Genomic DNA, 17,622 nt, shown 5'->3' on the forward strand with positions numbered 1-17,622 from the left:
TGCCGGCGATGGCGATCTCGAGGACGCCTTCGCCGGCAAGCCGGGCTCCTACAGAGAATCGGGATTGACCGCAGAGCAGACATAAAAAAGGGCCCCTTCTAAGGAGCCCCTGGGCCGTAGCCCGCCGTCCGGATGGGACGTGCGTGGTTAATTCGCTACAAATCAGATTGTGTGTCGGAGTGTGTGCCCTGTGTTAGCCGACGGCGTGAAGTTCGTTGAGTCTGTGGATTCCCGCAGTGCCGGTCATACCGTCCCAGTTGTCGCCGCGTCCTTCTCGCCAGCCGTTAATCCAGGCTTGGCGTACCGACGGTAGAGTAAATGGGCAAAGCTCACGGGATTTACCACCAACGCCATATTGATATCCGCGCAAAAATGCTCTTTCCAACGGATCACGCTTAAGTCTTCTCATAGGGTGTTGCCCTCACTTGTTGACTGTATGTATCGCGTTGACCTCAATCGAGGTCTGGCAGAAAAAACCTGCCGTTGGGGCTCGTTGCCGGCGTGACGAGCCAAGGTGTTGACGTCATTGCGGCGCCAACCTGTGTTGAGTTCTAACCAATGCGTCACATCGAGGGAATGATCGTTTTGTCATAAGGACGTAACCGTTAATGTGCTATGGCACTAAGTAACATGATGTTTGTGGCGTCTTTATTGATCAAACCCCGGTATGATCGGCCCTGCGTTGGATGATCAGGTTAATCTTTTGCTGAGAATGCCTCCTGTTGCCGGGACGGACTATTCGACGAAGGGTCGACTTATGTCATTTTGTTGCATCAACCTTTTTATCTGTCCTTGCATCTAAGCTCATTTAACCCGGGCAGCAAGGGTGGAATGGCACACCTTCGTGCCACGCGGGCGCTCTTCGAGAAAAGCGCCTGATTGAAAACCGGGCCGGCAATGCGTTGCCGGTCCACTCAGCAAAGGCTCCGAATCCCCATGTCCGATCGTTTCGAACTCTTCCTCACTTGCCCTAAAGGCCTTGAAGGCCTGCTCATCGAGGAAGCCGTCGGGCTTGGCCTTGAGGAAGCGCGTGAGCACACTTCTGCCGTGCGTGGCATGGCCACCATGGAAACCGCTTATCGCCTGTGCCTGTGGTCGCGCCTGGCCAACCGGGTGCTGCTGGTCCTCAAGCGTTTCCCGATGAAAGACGCCGAAGACCTCTACCACGGCGTGCTGGACATCGAGTGGCAGGACCACATGCTCAATGACGGCACCCTGGCCGTCGAATTCAGCGGTCACGGCTCAGGCATCGACAACACCCACTTCGGCGCCTTGAAGGTCAAGGACGCCATCGTCGACAAACTGCGCACCCCGCAGGGCGACCGTCCATCCATCGACAAGCTCAACCCGGACCTGCGCATCCATCTGCGCCTGGATCGCGGTGAAGCGATCCTCTCGCTCGACCTTTCCGGCCACAGCCTGCACCAGCGCGGCTATCGCCTGCAGCAAGGTGCGGCGCCGCTGAAGGAAAACCTCGCGGCGGCGATCCTGATCCGTTCCGGCTGGCCACGCATCGCCGCTGAAGGCGGCGCCCTGGCTGACCCGATGTGCGGTGTCGGCACCTTCCTGGTCGAAGCGGCGATGATCGCTGCCGACATCGCGCCGAACCTGCGCCGCGAGCAATGGGGTTTCACCGCCTGGCTCGGCCACGTGCCGGCACTGTGGAAAAAGCTCCATGAAGAAGCCAGTGAACGTGCGGCGGCCGGCCTGGCCAAGCCACCGTTGTGGATTCGCGGTTATGAAGCCGACCCGCGCCTGATTCAACCAGGGCGCAACAACGTCGAGCGTGCCGGCCTGAGCGAGTGGATCAAGATCTACCAGGGCGAAGTCGCGACCTTCGAGCCGCGTCCGGACCAGAACCAGAAAGGCCTGGTGATCTGCAACCCTCCGTACGGCGAGCGTCTGGGCGACGAGGCGAGCCTGCTCTACCTCTACCAGAACCTGGGCGAACGCCTGCGTCAGGCGTGCCTGAACTGGGAAGCGGCGGTGTTCACCGGCGCCCCGGACCTGGGCAAGCGCATGGGTATCCGCAGCCACAAGCAGTATTCGTTCTGGAACGGCGCCTTGCCGTGCAAGCTGTTGCTGATCAAGGTATTGCCGGATCAATTCGTCACCGGCGAACGTCGTACCCCGGAACAGCGTCAGGCCGAGCGTGAGCAGGCGGCCTACGACCAGGCGCCGAGCGAGCCGCAGGAGCGCCAGTACAACAAGAACGGCAACCCGATCAAACCGACGCCGGCACCGGCACCGGTGATCGAGCAGCCGCGCCTGAGCGAAGGCGGGCAGATGTTTGCCAACCGCCTGCAGAAAAACCTCAAGGCGCTGGGCAAGTGGGTCAAGCGTGAAGGCATCGACTGCTATCGCGTCTACGATGCCGACATGCCGGAATACTCCATGGCCATCGACCTGTACCACGACTGGGTCCACGTCCAGGAATACGCCGCACCGAAATCCATCGATCCGGAGAAGGCCTCGGCGCGCATGTTCGACGCCCTGGCGGCGATCCCGCAGGCCCTGAACGTCGACAAGAGCCGCGTGGTGGTCAAGCGCCGCGAGCGTCAGAGCGGTACCAGGCAGTACGAGCGCCAGGCCGCCCAGGGCAAGTTCGTCGAGGTCAACGAAGGCGGGGTGAAGCTGCTGGTCAACCTCACCGATTACCTCGATACCGGGTTGTTCCTCGACCACCGGCCGATGCGCATGCGCATCCAGAAAGAGGCCGCCGGCAAGCGCTTCCTCAACCTGTATTGCTACACCGCCACGGCCAGTGTCCATGCGGCCAAGGGCGGCGCGCGCAGTACCACCAGCGTCGACTTGTCGAAAACCTACCTGGACTGGGCGCGTCGCAACCTGTCGCTGAACGGTTTCTCCGACAAGAACCGCCTGGAGCAGAGTGACGTGATGGTCTGGCTGGAAGCCTGCCGTGAAGAGTACGACCTGATCTTCATCGACCCGCCGACTTTCTCCAACTCCAAGCGCATGGAAGGAATCTTCGACGTGCAGCGTGACCAGGTGCAACTGATCGACCTGGCCATGGCGCGCTTGGCACCGGGTGGAGTGCTGTACTTCTCCAACAACTTCCGCAAGTTCGAGCTCGAGCCTAACCTCAGCGAGCGCTACGCGATCGAAGAGATCACCGCCCAGACCATCGACGCGGATTTTTCCCGTAACACCAAGATCCACCGTGCCTGGAAAATCACTGCCCGTTGATGGGGTGAATGGCACTGTAGGCGCCGGCTTGTCGGCGAAGGCGATTTCAGGATCGCCTTCGCCGACAAGCCGGGCCCCACGGTACTGGTCAAATTAGTGGCTAATAGCTATAACTCAACTCATGGCCAATGGGCTTTCCCGCACCTGGCGTTTTGAGTTGCGTCTATGTCGTTGCACGCCGTGCGCCCCAAGATCCTGGGTTTTATCAGCGAAGATGTCTCGGCCGGGCTGGTCGCGCTCATGGTCTTGCTCATCGGCGGGACTCTCACGGCATTGCTCGCCTGGTCGACGCTGAACCTGTTTCACCATCAATTGCGCCAGCGCTTCCAGTTGCTGGCCAGCGAACGCTACAGCCGTATCGAAGAACGCTTCCAGGATCAGGAACAGCGCCTCGATGGCCTGCGCCGGTTCTTTGCCAACTCCGATGCGGTCTCCCGCGCGGAATTCGACGGCTACACCCAACCCCTGTTGCACCGGACCCAGGCGTACTCGTTTGCCGAACGGATCACTCGCGACCAGCGACCAGCCTTCGAGCGCCGGGCGCGCGAGGAGGGCCTGGGCGAGTTCACGCTGCGCGAACTGAATGCCGACGGCCAGTTGCAAGTGGCCGGCGAGCGGGATGAGTACGTAGCGGTGTTGTATAGCCAGACACAGAGCAAACTCGGTGCGCCACTGGGCTATGACTTGCTGGCACAGCCCTTGCGTCGCGCCGCGCTGGAACGGGCCGAGCAGCGCCGGGGCATGGCCGTGTCGCAACCGCTGCACCTGGTCAATATCGAGCCGGCTTATGCGCGAGGCGTACTCTTGATTGCCCCGGTCATGCTGCGCAGTAGCGCCGCCGACGCAACGGGCAAGCCGTTCGGTTATGTCATGGCAGTGATCAGCATGCGCCAGTTGCTGGCGGACGGTCTGCCGGAGGTGGACCGTGATTATCTCTCGGTGCGCATTCTCGACCTGTCTACCGATGAGCAGCATGAGGTGTTGTTTCAATCGCCCAATGCGCCCGCGCTCAGTGACCTGTCCGCGACTCGCCTGTTACGTCTGGCCGACCATGATTATCAGGTCGACATCCAGCCCAGCGAGGCTTTCCTGCGGGCCAATCACTCTTCGGTGACCACGCTGATGGTGCTCGGTGGCTTGCTCAGCGTGTTGCTCAGCGCATTGCTCTATGTGCTGGTCAGTCAGCGGCAACGGGCGCTGAAGATGGTCGAGCAAAGAACTGAGGAACTGCGCGCCCGCGAACAGGAGCTGCGCGGCACCCATGGCCAGTTGCGCGGGGTGCTGGATGCCGCGACCCAGGTTGCGATCATCGCCACGGACCTGCGCGGGGTGATCAGCACCTTCAACGCCGGCGCCGAGCACATGCTCGGTTATACCGTCGCCGAAGTGGTCGGGCGCATGACCCTGGAAAACCTGCACTTGCCCCGGGAGCTCGCGGTACGTTCGGCAGAATTGAGTGCCTGTTACGGCAAGCCGGTACCGGCCTGTCATGCGATGCTGGTCGAGGGGCGCGTCGAGGGCGGCCATGAGGCGCGGGAGTGGACGCTGGTGCGTGGCGATGGCAGCCATCTGATCGTCAACATGCTGGCCACGCCGGTGTTCGATGAGCAGGGCCTGTGGGTCGGGCACCTGGCAATCTGCATCGACATCACCGAACGCAAGCGCGTGCATGAGGCCCTGGCCGCACGGGACCTGTTGTTGAAGAAACTCAGCGCCCATGTGCCTGGCGGGATCTACCAGTTCAAGATGGAGTTCGACGGGCGCTTCAGCGTGATCTACGCCAGCGACGGCATTCGCGAGATCTATGAGCTGGAGCCGGACGTGCTGCTGCTCAACGCCGAAGCGATTTTCACGCGGATTCATCCCCAGGACACCACGCGCGTGCGTGCCTCGATCCGGGACTCGGCCGAAACCCTCAGCCACTGGCGCGAGGAATACCGCGTGCAACTGCCCCAGCGCGGCCTGCGTTGGGTCCGCGGCGAGGCGACCCCGGAAGAACTGCCCGGCGGCGGCGTACTCTGGCATGGCTACATCTCGGACATTACCGACACCAAGCGGGTGGAAGAAGAACTGCGGGCGCTGTCGGTCACCGACGCCCTGACCGGCATCCACAACCGCCGCTATTTCCAGGAGCGCCTGACCACCGAGATGGCCCGGGTGGAGCGCGGGGGTGGCGATCTGTCGGTGATCATGCTCGACATTGACCACTTCAAGCGCATCAATGACCAGTACGGCCATGCCGTGGGCGATCGGGTGTTGCAGGCGGTGTGCGAACGCGTTGGCCATCGGCTGCGGCGCACCGATGTGTTCTGCCGCCTGGGCGGTGAGGAGTTCATGGTCCTGTGCCCGGACATCGGCGGCGAGCAGGCCCATCTGCTGGCGCTGGAGTTGTGGCAATGCCTGCGCAGCGCGCCGATCGATGAAGTCGGCGTGGTCACCGCCAGTTTCGGCATTGCCAGCTGGCGTGAGGGCGAGGGCGCGGATGCGTTGTTGTTGCGGGCGGATTCGGGGGTGTATGTGGCGAAGCAGGAGGGCAGGGATCGGGTGCAGGGCGAAATGAACTGATGCGGACTGTACGCAATACCTGTGGGAGCGGGCTTGCTCGCGAAAGCGGTGTGTCAGTTAACAATAATGTCGCCTGACACTCCCTATTCGCGAGCAAGCCCGCTCCCACATGGGTTCGGTGGGGATTACAACACCGAAGCGGTCTGCGCCAGTTTCGGCTGGCGATACAGGTCCAGCAGCACCTGGTCGAGCACCGACGACGCACCAAACGGTGCCTTGTCGTTGAGGATCGCCACCACCGCCCAGGTGTTGCCGTTGACGTCGCGGCTGAAGCCGGCGATTGCCCGCACGGTGTTCAGGGTGCCGGTCTTGACGTGGGCTTCACCGCGCATGGCGGTGGTCTTCAGGCGTTTGCGCATGGTGCCGTCGGTGCCGGCAATCGGCATCGAACTGATGTACTCGGCGGCGTAAGGGCTGCGCCAGGCGGCTTGCAGCATCGACGCCATTTCCCGGGCACTGACGCGTTCGGCACGGGACAGGCCGGAGCCGTTCTCCATCACCAGGTGCGGCGCGGTAATGCCTTTCTTCGCCAGCCACTGACGCACCACGCGCTGGGCGGCCTTGGCGTCGTCGGCGTCGGCATCGGTGCGGAACCTCTGGCCCAGGCTCAGGAACAGCTGCTGGGCCATGGTGTTGTTACTGTATTTGTTGATGTCGCGGATGATTTCCGCCAGATCCGGCGAAAATGCCCGCGCCAGTACCTTGGCGCCCTTCGGTGTCGGCGCCAGCACATCCTTGCCCTGGATGCTGCCGCCCAGTTCTTTCCAGATCGCGCGAACGGCGCCGGCGGTGTAGGTGGCGTGGTCCAGCAACGACAGGTAGGTCTGCGAGCTGCAGCCTTCGCCCAACTGGCCGCCGACCGTCACGGTCACGCTGCCATCGGGCTGGGGCACCGGGTTGTAGCGCACACCACCGGTGCATTGCTTGGAATTGAGCGCCTTGACCTGGTTTTCGATGCGGATGCTGGCGATCGGCGGCTCCACCGAGACCAGCACTCTGCCCGAGTCATTGCGCGCAACGAAACGCAGGGCCTTGAGGTTGACCAGCAACGCATCGGGCTTGACCAGGAACGGCTTGTTGTCGTCGTTGCCGTCGTCGTTGAACTCGGGCAGTTGCGGTTGCATGAAGAAGTTCTTGTCCAGCACCAGGTCGCCGGTGACCTGGGTCACGCCGTTGGCGCGCAGGTCGCGCATCAGCAGCCAGAGTTTTTCCATGTTCAGCTTCGGATCGCCGCCACCCTTGAGGTAGAGGTTGCCGTTGAGGATGCCGCCGCTGAGGGTGCCATCGGTATAGAACTCGGTTTTCCACTGGTGATTGGGGCCGAGCATTTCCAGGGCCGCGTACGTAGTGACCAGCTTCATGGTCGACGCCGGGTTGACCGAGACGTCGGCGTTGAAGATGGTCGGGGTGCCGGGGCCGTTGAGTGGAATCATCACCAGCGACAGGGCGTTGTCCTGCAATTTGCTGGCCTTGAGGGCTTTTTCGACGTTGGGCGACAGGCTGGTATTGATCGGTTCAGCGGAAACGGGGAGGGCCAGGGGGAAAAGCAGGCCGGCCAGGAGCAATGGACGCAACGATTTGATCATGTACATAAAACCCTACAGCCGAGGGGGAAATAAAGACGAGGGCATGAAGATAAATTCCCTCAGTGGTCATGAAAGTGTCGGCATTATGCCCCAAGGTGCCACGGCTTGTGCCGTGCGCGGGGCCACCAATGGGCTATTTTTTACCGACGGTAGGCGTTGCGCCCCAGAGAGTCGGGCAATTGGCGGCTTAAACTGCTAAAGTGCGGCCCGTTATTACTTAAGAGGATTGTTCCAATGGCGACTAACCGCTCCCAGCGTCTGCGCAAAAAACTGTGCGTTGATGAATTTCAAGAGCTGGGTTTCGAACTGAACCTGGATTTCAAGGAAGATCTGTCCGAAGAAGCCATTGATGCCTTCCTCGAGGCGTTCCTCAAAGATGCCATGGAAGCCAACGGTCTGGGCTATGTCGGCGGTGATGACTACGGTCTGGTTTGCCTGATCAAGCGTGGCTCGGTCAGCGCTGAACAACGCGCTGCCGTTGAAGCCTGGCTCAAAGGCCGCACCGAGCTGACCAGCGTTGAAGTCAGCCCGCTGCTGGACGTCTGGTACCCGGAAAAGCCGATCAATCCGGTAGCCTGATGTTATAAAAAAACGGCGACCATTGAGTCGCCGTTTTTTTTGGGAAGATCAAAAGATCGCAGCCTTCGGCAGCTCCTACATTGGAACGCGATCCCCTGTAGGAGCTGTCGAGTGAAACGAGGCTGCGATCTTCAGCCTTTACGCCAATTCAGAATCACCAGCGTCACAACCCCCGCCACAATCCCCCAGAACGCCGAACCGATGGAAAACAGCGTCAGCCCCGATGCCGTGACCATGAAGGTGATCAGCGCCGCTTCACGCTCCTTCGCTTCGCTCATGGCGATGCTCAGGCCGTTGATGATCGAACCGAACAACGCCAGTGCGGCAATCGACAGCACCAGTTCCTTGGGCAGCGCGGCAAACAAGGCTGCCAGCGTCGCGCCGAACACGCCGGCGATGCCATAGAAAATCCCGCACCAGACCGCCGCCGTATAACGCTTGTTGCGATCCTCATGGGCATGGGGCCCGGTACAGATCGCCGCGCTGATGGCCGCCAGGTTGATGCCGTGGGAACCGAAGGGCGCCAGCAGCAGCGAGGCGATGCCGGTGGTGGTGATCAGCGGCGAAGCTGGCACGTTGTAGCCGTCGGCGCGCAGCACGGCGATGCCCGGCATGTTTTGCGAAGTCATCGCGACCACGAACAACGGGATGCCGATACTGATGGTCGCGGCGAGGGAGAAGTGCGGTGTGGTCCAGACCGGCGTGGCCACTTCCAGATGGAACGCGCTGAAGTCCAGCAGCCCCATGAGGCCGGACAAGGCCGTGCCGATCAGCAATGCGCCCAACACGGCATAACGCGGCGACAGGCGCTTGACCACCAGGTAGGTGAAGAACATGCCCAGCACCAGCGCAGTGCGATGCTGCGCTGCGACGAAAATCTCGCTGCCGATCTTGAACAGGATCCCCGCCAGCAATGCCGCCGCCAGGGACGCGGGAATCTTTTTCACCAGGCGTTCGAAACTGCCGGTCAGCCCGCAGATCGTCACCAGCAGCGCGCAGGTAATATAGGCACCGATGGCTTCGCCGTAGGTCACGCCCCCCAGGCTGGTGATCAACAAGGCAGCGCCCGGGGTGGACCAGGCAATGGTGATGGGGGTGCGGTAGCGCAAGGACAGGCCGATCGAGCACACCGCCATGCCAATGGAAATCGCCCAGATCCACGACGAAATCTGCCCGCTGGTCAGCCCGGCCGCTTGCCCGGCCTGGAACATCAGCACCAGGGAACTGGTGTAGCCGGTCATCATGGCGATGAACCCGGCGACGATGGCTGATGGAGAGGTATCGGCCAAGGGGCGCAGTTGGGTATGCGTGGCGTCGTTCATGACGGCGGTGTTCCTTTATACGTATGAAGATGTCCGCTGCAACACTGAACCCCTGTGGGAGCGGGCTTGCTCGCGAATGCGGTCCGTCAGCTACATTAATGTCTGCTGACACGCCCTCTTCGCGAGCAAGCCCGCTCCCACAGGGATTGCGAACAAAGGCGGATTCTGCGAACAAGCCTAAACTCAAACGTAATGTATTGTTGCCATACAGCGGATGTGACAAACAGCCGTACAGTCGTGTTGGCACTAACCATTGTGTACAATCGTAGTGATTTTTACGCGATACTTGCCAGCGACCCACTGTGCCGTATTACAGTCACCGTCAATTCGCCGCAGTTCTTCCGACTCGAGTGCCCATGAACGAACAGTTGCAACCCCTAAAGAAACAGCCGCGAGCAGGCAAAGCCGGCCGCAGCGGAACCCAGGACGATATTGTCTACGCGCATATCTTCGAGGCCATCCTCGAACAGCGCCTGGCGCCCGGCACCAAGTTGAGCGAAGAAGCGCTGGGGGAAATTTTCGGGGTCAGCCGCACCATCATTCGCCGCGCACTGTCGCGCCTGGCCCATGAAAGCGTGGTGTTGCTGCGGCCAAATCGCGGCGCCGTGGTTGCCAGCCCGAGCGTCGAAGAGGCGCGCCAGGTGTTCATGGCCCGGCGTCTGGTGGAGCGGGCGATCACCGAGCTTGCGGTCGAGCACGCCACCGCCGAACAGATTGCCGAGTTGCGGCAGATGGTCAACGACGAGCGCGACAGCTTTTCCCGTGGCGACCGGGGCGCCGGCATCCGCCTGTCGGGCGAATTTCACCTGAAACTGGCCGAAGCGGCGAAAAACGCCCCGCTGATCAGCTTCCAGCGCAGCCTGGTGTCCCAGACTTCGCTGATTATCGCCCAGTATGAAAGCGGCAACCGTTCCCACTGCTCCTACGACGAGCACACCCAGTTGATCGACGCCATTGAAAAGCGCGACGCGGAACTGGCGGTGAACCTGATGATGCATCACATGGATCACATCGACAGCAAACTCAATCTCGATGAGGAAAGTGCGTCGGATGATTTGCATGCGGTGTTCTCGCATTTGTTGCAGACCAAGAAGCCGGGGCGGTCGCCGGCGAAAATCTGAGAGACCGCGTCGCCTGATTCGCGAGCAAGCCCGCTCCCACAGGGGATTTGTGAACGACACAGATCAAATGTGGGAGCGGGCTTGCTCGCGAAGGCGGCCGCAAAGACACAAAAAATCCCCCGGAATCTGACGATTACGGGGGATTTTTTATGCCCGAAAAACCTTACCGCTGATGCACCAGATTCCCCGCCGCATAAGTCTGCAACACAGTCCGGTCATCCCCCAGGGTCATCAGCACAAACAACGTCTCGGCAATGTTATTGGCCTGCTGCAAGCGATAACCCAGCAACGGCGTGGCGTTGTAGTCCAGCACCAGGAAGTCGGCATCGCTGCCCGGCTGCAGGTTGCCGATCCTGTCTTCCAGGCGAAGTGCACGGGCGCCGCCGAGGGTCGCCAGGTACAGCGACTTGAACGGGCTCAGGCGCGCGCCTTGCAGTTGCATGACCTTGTAGGCTTCGTTGAGGGTTTGCAGCAGCGAGAAACTGGTGCCGCCACCCACGTCAGTGCCCAGGCCGACGTTCAGCTTGTGCTTCTCCGCCATCGGCAGGTTGAACAAACCGCTGCCGAGGAAGAAGTTCGAGGTCGGGCAGAACGATATGGCCGAACCGGTTTCCGCCAGTCGCGCGCATTCGTCATCGCACAGGTGCACGCCGTGGGCGAACACCGAGCGCTCGCCGAGCAATTGGTAGTGGTCGTAGACGTCCAGGTAACCCTTGCGCTCCGGGAACAACTCCTTGACCCACTCGATTTCCTTGAGGTTCTCGCTGATGTGGGTCTGCATGTACAGATCCGGGTATTCGGTCAGCAACTGGCCGGCCAGGGTCAGCTGTTCCGGGGTGCTGGTCGGGGCAAAACGCGGGGTGACCGCATAGTGCAGGCGACCCTTGCCGTGCCAGCGCTCGATCAGCGCCTTGCTTTCCAGGTAGCTGGATTCGGCGGTGTCGGTCAGGTAGTCCGGGGCGTTGCGGTCCATCATCACCTTGCCGGCGATCATGCGCAGGTCCAACTGCTCGGCGGCTTCGAAGAACGAGTTCACCGATTGCGGATGCACGCTACCGAACACCAGCGCGGTGGTGGTGCCGTTGCGCAGCAGTTCCTTGATGAAGATGTCCGCGACCTGGTCGGCGTGGGCCTTGTCGGCGAACTGGCTTTCGCAGGGGAAGGTGTAGGTGTTGAGCCAGTCCAGCAGTTGCTCGCCATAGGCGCCGACCATGCCGGTTTGCGGCAGGTGGATGTGGGTGTCGATGAACCCGGGGGTGATCAGCGCATCCTGGTAATGGGTGATCTCGATATCGGCCGGCAGGGTTGGCAACAATTCACTGGCGTGGCCGAGGGCGCTGATCTTGCCGTTGTCGATCACCAGCAAGCCGTCCTCGAAATACTCGTACGAGGCTTCGATCCCGACTTCGGCAGGGTCGGCGATGCTGTGCAGAATGGCGGCGCGGTAGGCTTTGCGAGTCAGGGGCATGATTATTCTCTATTTATGAAGCTCATCAATTGGAGGCTTTCAATTTTGTCGCCTGACTGCGGCGTGAAACGGGCAGCAGTTTGGCAATCGGTTCGGCGCTGGACGTTTGCTGGCCGAAATTGGCGTTGTAGGTGGCGATGATCTCGCCGGCGATGGAGATGGCGATTTCCACAGGCAGTTTGCCTTTGACTTCGCCGATGCCCATCGGGCAGCGCATGCGTTGCACGACGCCGCTGTCGAAACCGCGGTCGCGCAGGCGGTGTTCGAATTTCACCCGTTTGGTGTTCGAGCCGATCAGGCCGAAGTAGGCGAAGTCGTTGCGCTTGAGGATGGCGGCGGTGAGTTCGAGGTCGAGTTGGTGGTTGTGGGTCATGACGATGCAGTAGCTGCCGGCGGGCAGGTCGTCGATTTCGTCCACCGGTTCTTCGCTGACGATCTTGCGTACGCCGTGGGGGATCTGTTGCGGGAATTCGTCTTCGCGCGAATCGATCCAGCGTACCCGGCAGGGCAGGCTGGCCAGCAGCGGCACCAGCGCACGGCCGACGTGGCCGGCGCCGAATACGGCGATCTGCGCCTGGACCTGGCCCATCGGTTCGAACAGCAGCACGGTGGCACCACCGCAGCACTGGCCCAGGCTGGCGCCGAGGCTGAAGCGCTCCAGATGGGTGTCCTGCTTGCCGCTGGCGAGCATCTCGCGGGCGATCTGCATGGCCTTGAATTCCAGGTGCCCGCCACCGATGGTGTCGAAGGTCTGGCGGGCGCTGACGACCATCTTCGAACCGGCATTGCGCGGCGTCGAGCCGAGCTCTTCGATGATGGTCACCAACACGCAGGGTTCACCCTGGTTTTGCAGGTCGGCGAGGGCGTCGATCCAGTTGTACATGTTTCACCTCAACATCTCTGGTGTCTGTCCCGGCCTCATCGCCAGCAGGCTGGCTCCCACATTGGAATGCATTCCCCTGTGGGAGCCAGCCTGCTGGCGATTGGCCGCGCCTCGGTATCAGAGCGGAGCCAACTCAACCTCGGTTTCGGCCGCCTTCGCCACCTTCAACTGGCGCATCTGCTCACACCCCCACAACACCCGCTCCGGCGTCGCCGGCGCGTCGATTTTCGGCTGATGCTTGTAATCACCCAGACTGGCCACCGCATCCTTGATCGCACACCACGCGGCGATGCCGAGCATGAACGGCGGCTCGCCCACGGCCTTGGAATGGAACACCGTGTCTTCCGGGTTCTTGCGGTTTTCCACCAGCTTCACCCGCAGGTCCAGCGGCATGTCCGCCACGGCCGGGATCTTGTAGCTGGCCGGGCCGTTGGTCATCAGCTTGCCCTTGTTGTTCCACACCAGCTCTTCCATGGTCAGCCAACCCATGCCCTGGATGAAACCGCCCTCGACCTGGCCGATGTCGATAGCCGGGTTCAGCGAGGCGCCGACGTCGTGGAGGATGTCGGTGCGCAGCATCTTGTACTCGCCGGTCAGGGTGTCGATGATCACCTCGCAGCAGGCGGCGCCGAAGGCGAAGTAATAGAACGGACGCCCCCTGGCCTGGCTGCGGTCGTAGTAGATTTTCGGGGTCTTGTAGAACCCGGTACTCGACAGCGACACCTGGGCGAAATACGCCTGCTGGATCAGCGCTTCGAAGGTCAGGATGTGATCGCGAACCCGTACGTGGCCGTTGTGGAACTCCACGTCTTCTTCGCTGACCTTGTACTGGCGAGCGGCGAATTCCACCAGGCGTTGCTTGATGGTCTCTGCGGCATTCTGCGCAGCCTTGCCGTTGAGGTCGGCGCCACTGGACGCAGCGGTCGGCGAGGTGTTCGGCACCTTGTCAGTATTGGTCGCAGTGATCTGCACGCGGTCCATTTCCACCTGGAACACCTCGGCCACGACCTGCGCGACCTTGGTGTTCAGGCCCTGGCCCATTTCGGTGCCGCCGTGGTTCAGGTGGATGCTGCCGTCGGTGTAGACGTGCACCAGCGCGCCGGCCTGGTTGAGGAAGCTGGCGGTGAAGGAGATGCCGAATTTCACCGGGGTCAGGGCCAGGCCCTTTTTCAGGATCGGGCTGTTGGCGTTGTAGCGGCGGATCGCTTCGCGGCGCTCGGCGTACTGGCTGCTGGCTTCCAATTCGGCGGTCATTTCCTCGAGCATGTTGTGCTCGACGGTCTGGTAGTAGTGGGTGACGTTGCGCTCGGTCTTGCCGTAATAGTTGGCCTTGCGCACCGCCAGCGGGTCGAGGGCCAGGTGCCGGGCGATGGCGTCCATCACCTCTTCGATGGCGACCATGCCTTGCGGGCCGCCAAAGCCACGGTAAGCGGTGTTCGAGGCGGTGTTGGTCTTGCAGCGGTGACCATTGATGGTCGCGTCGCCCAGGTAGTACGAGTTGTCGGAGTGGAACATCGCGCGGTCGACGATCGATGCCGACAGGTCCGGCGAGCAGCCGCAGTTGCCGGCCAGTTCCAGGGCAATCCCGTGCAGGCGCCCGGTGCTGTCGAAGCCGACGTCGTATTCGACATAGAACGGGTGACGCTTGCCGGTCATCAGCATGTCTTCGACCCGCGGCAGGCGCATCTTGGTCGGCTGGCCGGTGAGGTGCGCGATCACCGCGCACAGGCACGCCGGGCTCGCCGCTTGCGTCTCCTTGCCGCCAAAGCCGCCGCCCATGCGGCGCATGTCGACAACGATCTTGTTCATCGACACGTCCAGCACTTCGGCCACCAGCTTCTGCACTTCGGTGGGGTTCTGCGTGGAGCAGTAGACGATCATGCCGCCGTCTTCGGTGGGCATCACCGAGGAAATCTGGGTTTCCAGGTAGAAGTGTTCCTGGCCACCAATGTGCAGGGTGCCCTGGATGCGGTGCTCGGCGGTGGCCAGCGCCGTGGCCGAATCGCCGCGCTGATGGGTGTGGCTGTCGAGCACGAAGTGGCGCTTGCGCAAGGCTTCGACCACGTCCAGCACCGGCTCGAGGTCTTCGTATTCGATGATCGCGGCCATCGCCGCCTTGCGTGCGGTTTCCAGGTCTTTCGCGGCGACGGCGAGCACCGGCTGGCCGACGAACTGCACGTCGTCGATGGCCAGCAGCGGGTCACCCGGCAGCAGTGGGCCGATGTCTTTCAGGCCCGGCACGTCTTCGTGGGTGATGGCGATGCGCACGCCTTCGAAGGCGTAGCACGGCTGGGTGTCGATGCTGATGATCCGGGCGTGGGCGCGGTCGGACAAGCGTGCATAAACGTGCAGCTGGTTGGGAAATTCCAGGCGATCGTCGATGTACTGCGCTTCACCGGACACATGCTTGGCGGCGCTGTCGTGCTTGACGCTGCGGCCGACACCGGTGGTCAGGTCCTTGGCGAACAGTTCAGCCAGTTCGGCCTGGGTCTTCTCTACGGCGTGATGGTTAGACATAAGCGGTCACCCGAGTCTCGATGTGCGGCGTTTGCAGTTCGATGAAGTATTTGCGCAGCAGGTTCTGCGCGCTGAGCAGGCGATATTCCTTGCTGGCGCGGAAGTCCGACAGCGGCGTGAAATCTTCCGCCAGGGCAGCGCAGGCACGTTCAACGGTGTCGCTGTTAAAGGGCGCACCGATCAACGCGGTTTCGCAACTGTTGGCGCGCTTTGGAATGGCCGCCATGCCACCGAACGCCACGCGGGCATCGGCGATCACGCCGTTTTCCAGGTGCAGGTTGAACGCCGCGCACACCGCAGAGATGTCATCGTCCAGGCGCTTGGACACCTTGTAGGCGCGGAACAGCTGTTCGACGCTGGCGCGCGGCACGATGATCTTCTCGATGAACTCGCTTTCCTGGCGTGCGGTGACGCGGTAATCGATGAAGTAATCTTCCAGGGCCAGGGTGCGGCGGGTATCGCCTTTGCACAGGACGATCTGCGCGCCCAGGGCAATCAGCAGCGGTGGCGAGTCGCCGATGGGCGAGGCATTGCCGATGTTGCCGCCCAGGGTGCCCTGGTTGCGGATCTGCAAGGAGGCGAAGCGCTGCAGCAGTTCGCCGAAGTCCGGGTACTCGGCCTTCAACGCTTCGTAGCAGTCGGAGAGGGCGGTGGCGGCACCGATTTCCAGGCGGTCGTCGAAGCGGTCGATGCGCTTCATCTCGGCGACGTTGCCGACATAGATCATCACCGGCAGGGTACGGTGGAACTGGGTCACTTCCAGCGCCAGGTCGGTGCCGCCGGCCAGCAGCCGCGCCTGTGGATAAGCGTCATAGAGGTCGGCCAGGTCGGCCACGGTCAGCGGCACCAGGCAGCGCTTGTCACCGCTGTTGAGTTCGCCTATGTCGGTCGGCGCGATGGCCTTGAGTCGGGCGATGGTCTGGGCTTCATTGGCATCGAACTGATCCGGTTGCTTGGCGCAGCAGGACTGCTCGGCGGCTTCCAGGATCGGCCGATAACCGGTGCAGCGGCAGAGGTTGCCGGCCAGGGCTTCGTGGGCCTTGTGCTGATCCGGTGCGTCGCTGTTCTTTTGCAGGGCAAACAACGACATCACGAAACCCGGGGTGCAGAACCCGCATTGCGAGCCGTGGCACTCGACCATGGCCTTCTGCACGCTGTGCAGCTCACCCTTGTGCTTGAGGTCTTCAACGCTGATCAGTTGCTTGCCGTGCAGGGACGACACGAATGTCAGGCACGAGTTGAGGCTGCGGTAGCGAATGTGTTCGCGGCCGTCGTCATCGGTCTGCAGCTCGCCGACCACCACGGTGCACGCGCCACAGTCACCGCTGGCGCAGCCTTCTTTGGTGCCGGGTTTGCCCACATGGTCGCGCAGATAATTGAGCACGGTCAGGTTCGGGTCCAGGGCGTGCTCGCTACGGAGTTCCTGGTTGAGTAAAAACTGGATCACGGAAGGCCTCGCAGACTCATTATTGTTGTTAACCGCCATGAACCGAATTTAGCAGGTCTGACTTTCCGGTCAATGATTTTCTGACTTAAAGGTCAGGAAAATGCATTTTGTCGATTAACGCCTGTTTTCTTCAGTATTGACCCTCGATCAATACCTTGCTTTTTGCTTGAATCGTGCCAAAACCACCGGGCAGGCCCTGCGCCATGACGTATCAATTGCGCTACACTGCGCCGCTTGTGCAAATCGAAGAGTTTGAAGGACAACCATGACGTTCAAGGCGCCGGACAGCCTCGCCGAGCAAATCGCGCATCACCTCGCCGAACGCATCATTCGCGGCGAGATGAAGCCCGGGGAGCGCATCCAGGAACAGAAGGTCACCCAGGCACTCGACGTCAGCCGCGGCTCGGTTCGCGAGGCCTTGCTGATTCTCGAGCGCAGGCACCTGATCGCCATCCTGCCGCGCCGGGGCGCCCACGTCACCGAGCTCACCGCGCACAAGGTCAAGAGCCTGTGCACGCTGATGAGCGAGATGTACATCCTGCTCGCCAACGCCGTGGCCAACGGCTGGAAAGTCCAGGCCGACCTGGCGCCATTCCTGCAAATCCAGCAGCGCCTGACGGCCAGCTTCGAGCGCCAGGACATCCACAGCTTCGTCGACGACAGTTTCAATGTGATGCGCGCCACCTATCCGTTCGCCAACAACCCGTACCTGCAGGAAACCGTCGAAAACCTGCAGCCGGCCATGAGCCGTGCGTATTTCCTCGCCCTGGACCAGCGCAAGGCCTCGATGAGCGAATACCTGGCTTTGTTCGAGCGCCTGCTCGCCGCCGTGATCGCCCGTGACTTTGCACAGATCCGCGAAGTGCTGACCGCTTACGGCCAGCGCAGCTGCGATCTGGTGATCTCTGCCCTGACGGACGCATAAGC

At 61.7% G+C, this 17,622-nt stretch carries 12 protein-coding genes; 5 read left to right on the forward strand and 7 right to left on the reverse strand.

Going from position 1 to position 17,622, the window contains the following annotated elements; translation table 11 throughout:
• Nucleotides 1-193: 193 nt before the first annotated feature.
• On the reverse strand, nucleotides 194-409 hold the full coding sequence (gene rmf / locus SOP85_RS21015; protein WP_003223300.1) for a ribosome modulation factor: 216 nt from the start codon (nucleotides 407-409) through the stop codon (nucleotides 194-196).
• 527 nt (nucleotides 410-936) lie between these two features.
• On the opposite strand from rmf, the gene rlmKL reads away from it, so the two are divergent.
• Nucleotides 937-3,207 (forward strand): bifunctional 23S rRNA (guanine(2069)-N(7))-methyltransferase RlmK/23S rRNA (guanine(2445)-N(2))-methyltransferase RlmL, encoded by a 2,271-nt coding sequence (gene rlmKL, locus SOP85_RS21020; protein WP_274073185.1) that lies wholly within the window; start codon nucleotides 937-939, stop codon nucleotides 3,205-3,207.
• Nucleotides 3,208-3,372: 165 nt separating this feature from the next.
• On the forward strand, nucleotides 3,373-5,772 hold the full coding sequence (locus SOP85_RS21025) for a sensor domain-containing diguanylate cyclase (protein WP_323628110.1): 2,400 nt from the start codon (nucleotides 3,373-3,375) through the stop codon (nucleotides 5,770-5,772).
• A 125-nt stretch (nucleotides 5,773-5,897) separates the two neighbouring features.
• On the opposite strand, the gene dacB is transcribed toward SOP85_RS21025, so the two are convergent.
• Nucleotides 5,898-7,358, reverse strand: a complete 1,461-nt coding sequence (gene dacB, locus SOP85_RS21030; protein WP_323628111.1) for a D-alanyl-D-alanine carboxypeptidase/D-alanyl-D-alanine endopeptidase — start codon at nucleotides 7,356-7,358, stop codon at nucleotides 5,898-5,900.
• 234 nt (nucleotides 7,359-7,592) lie between these two features.
• On the opposite strand from dacB, the gene SOP85_RS21035 reads away from it, so the two are divergent.
• Nucleotides 7,593-7,937: a YggL family protein gene (locus tag SOP85_RS21035; RefSeq protein WP_274073188.1), complete on the forward strand. Its 345-nt coding sequence runs from the start codon at nucleotides 7,593-7,595 to the stop codon at nucleotides 7,935-7,937.
• Nucleotides 7,938-8,068: 131 nt separating this feature from the next.
• On the opposite strand, the gene SOP85_RS21040 is transcribed toward SOP85_RS21035, so the two are convergent.
• Nucleotides 8,069-9,259: a benzoate/H(+) symporter BenE family transporter gene (locus SOP85_RS21040; protein WP_323607095.1), complete on the reverse strand. Its 1,191-nt coding sequence runs from the start codon at nucleotides 9,257-9,259 to the stop codon at nucleotides 8,069-8,071.
• Nucleotides 9,260-9,615: 356 nt separating this feature from the next.
• Between SOP85_RS21040 and SOP85_RS21045 the strand changes: the two genes are divergently transcribed.
• A complete protein-coding gene (locus SOP85_RS21045) occupies nucleotides 9,616-10,380 on the forward strand; it encodes a GntR family transcriptional regulator (RefSeq protein WP_046816196.1) in 765 nt (254 codons plus the stop codon).
• A gap of 163 nt (nucleotides 10,381-10,543) precedes the next feature.
• On the opposite strand, the gene guaD is transcribed toward SOP85_RS21045, so the two are convergent.
• The 4 genes from guaD to xdhA all read right to left on the reverse strand — a co-directional run bounded on the left by guaD (nucleotide 10,544) and on the right by xdhA (nucleotide 16,695).
• The gene (gene guaD / locus SOP85_RS21050; protein WP_274073190.1) at nucleotides 10,544-11,848 is read right to left on the reverse strand and encodes a guanine deaminase; all 1,305 of its coding nucleotides are present in this window, start codon (nucleotides 11,846-11,848) and stop codon (nucleotides 10,544-10,546) included.
• Between the two features lie 25 nt (nucleotides 11,849-11,873).
• Entirely contained in the window at nucleotides 11,874-12,731 is an 858-nt protein-coding gene (xdhC, locus tag SOP85_RS21055) for a xanthine dehydrogenase accessory protein XdhC (protein WP_323628112.1), read from the reverse strand.
• A gap of 117 nt (nucleotides 12,732-12,848) precedes the next feature.
• Nucleotides 12,849-15,248 carry a xanthine dehydrogenase molybdopterin binding subunit gene (xdhB, locus tag SOP85_RS21060; protein ID WP_274073192.1) on the reverse strand — a complete coding sequence of 800 codons (2,400 nt, stop codon included), beginning with the start codon at nucleotides 15,246-15,248 and terminating at the stop codon, nucleotides 12,849-12,851.
• Nucleotides 15,241-16,695, reverse strand: a complete 1,455-nt coding sequence (gene xdhA, locus SOP85_RS21065; protein ID WP_323628113.1) for a xanthine dehydrogenase small subunit — start codon at nucleotides 16,693-16,695, stop codon at nucleotides 15,241-15,243. Before xdhA ends, xdhB begins: the two co-directional genes overlap by 8 nt.
• 265 nt (nucleotides 16,696-16,960) lie before the next feature.
• Here xdhA and SOP85_RS21070 point away from each other — a divergent pair, with 265 nt between their 5' ends.
• Nucleotides 16,961-17,620: a GntR family transcriptional regulator gene (locus tag SOP85_RS21070; protein WP_274073194.1), complete on the forward strand. Its 660-nt coding sequence runs from the start codon at nucleotides 16,961-16,963 to the stop codon at nucleotides 17,618-17,620.
• Nucleotides 17,621-17,622: the final 2 nt, after the last annotated feature.

Origin of the sequence: Pseudomonas sp. YuFO20, assembly GCF_035064975.1 — a bacterium.
GTDB classification, from domain to species: Bacteria; Pseudomonadota; Gammaproteobacteria; order Pseudomonadales; family Pseudomonadaceae; genus Aquipseudomonas; species Aquipseudomonas putida_AE.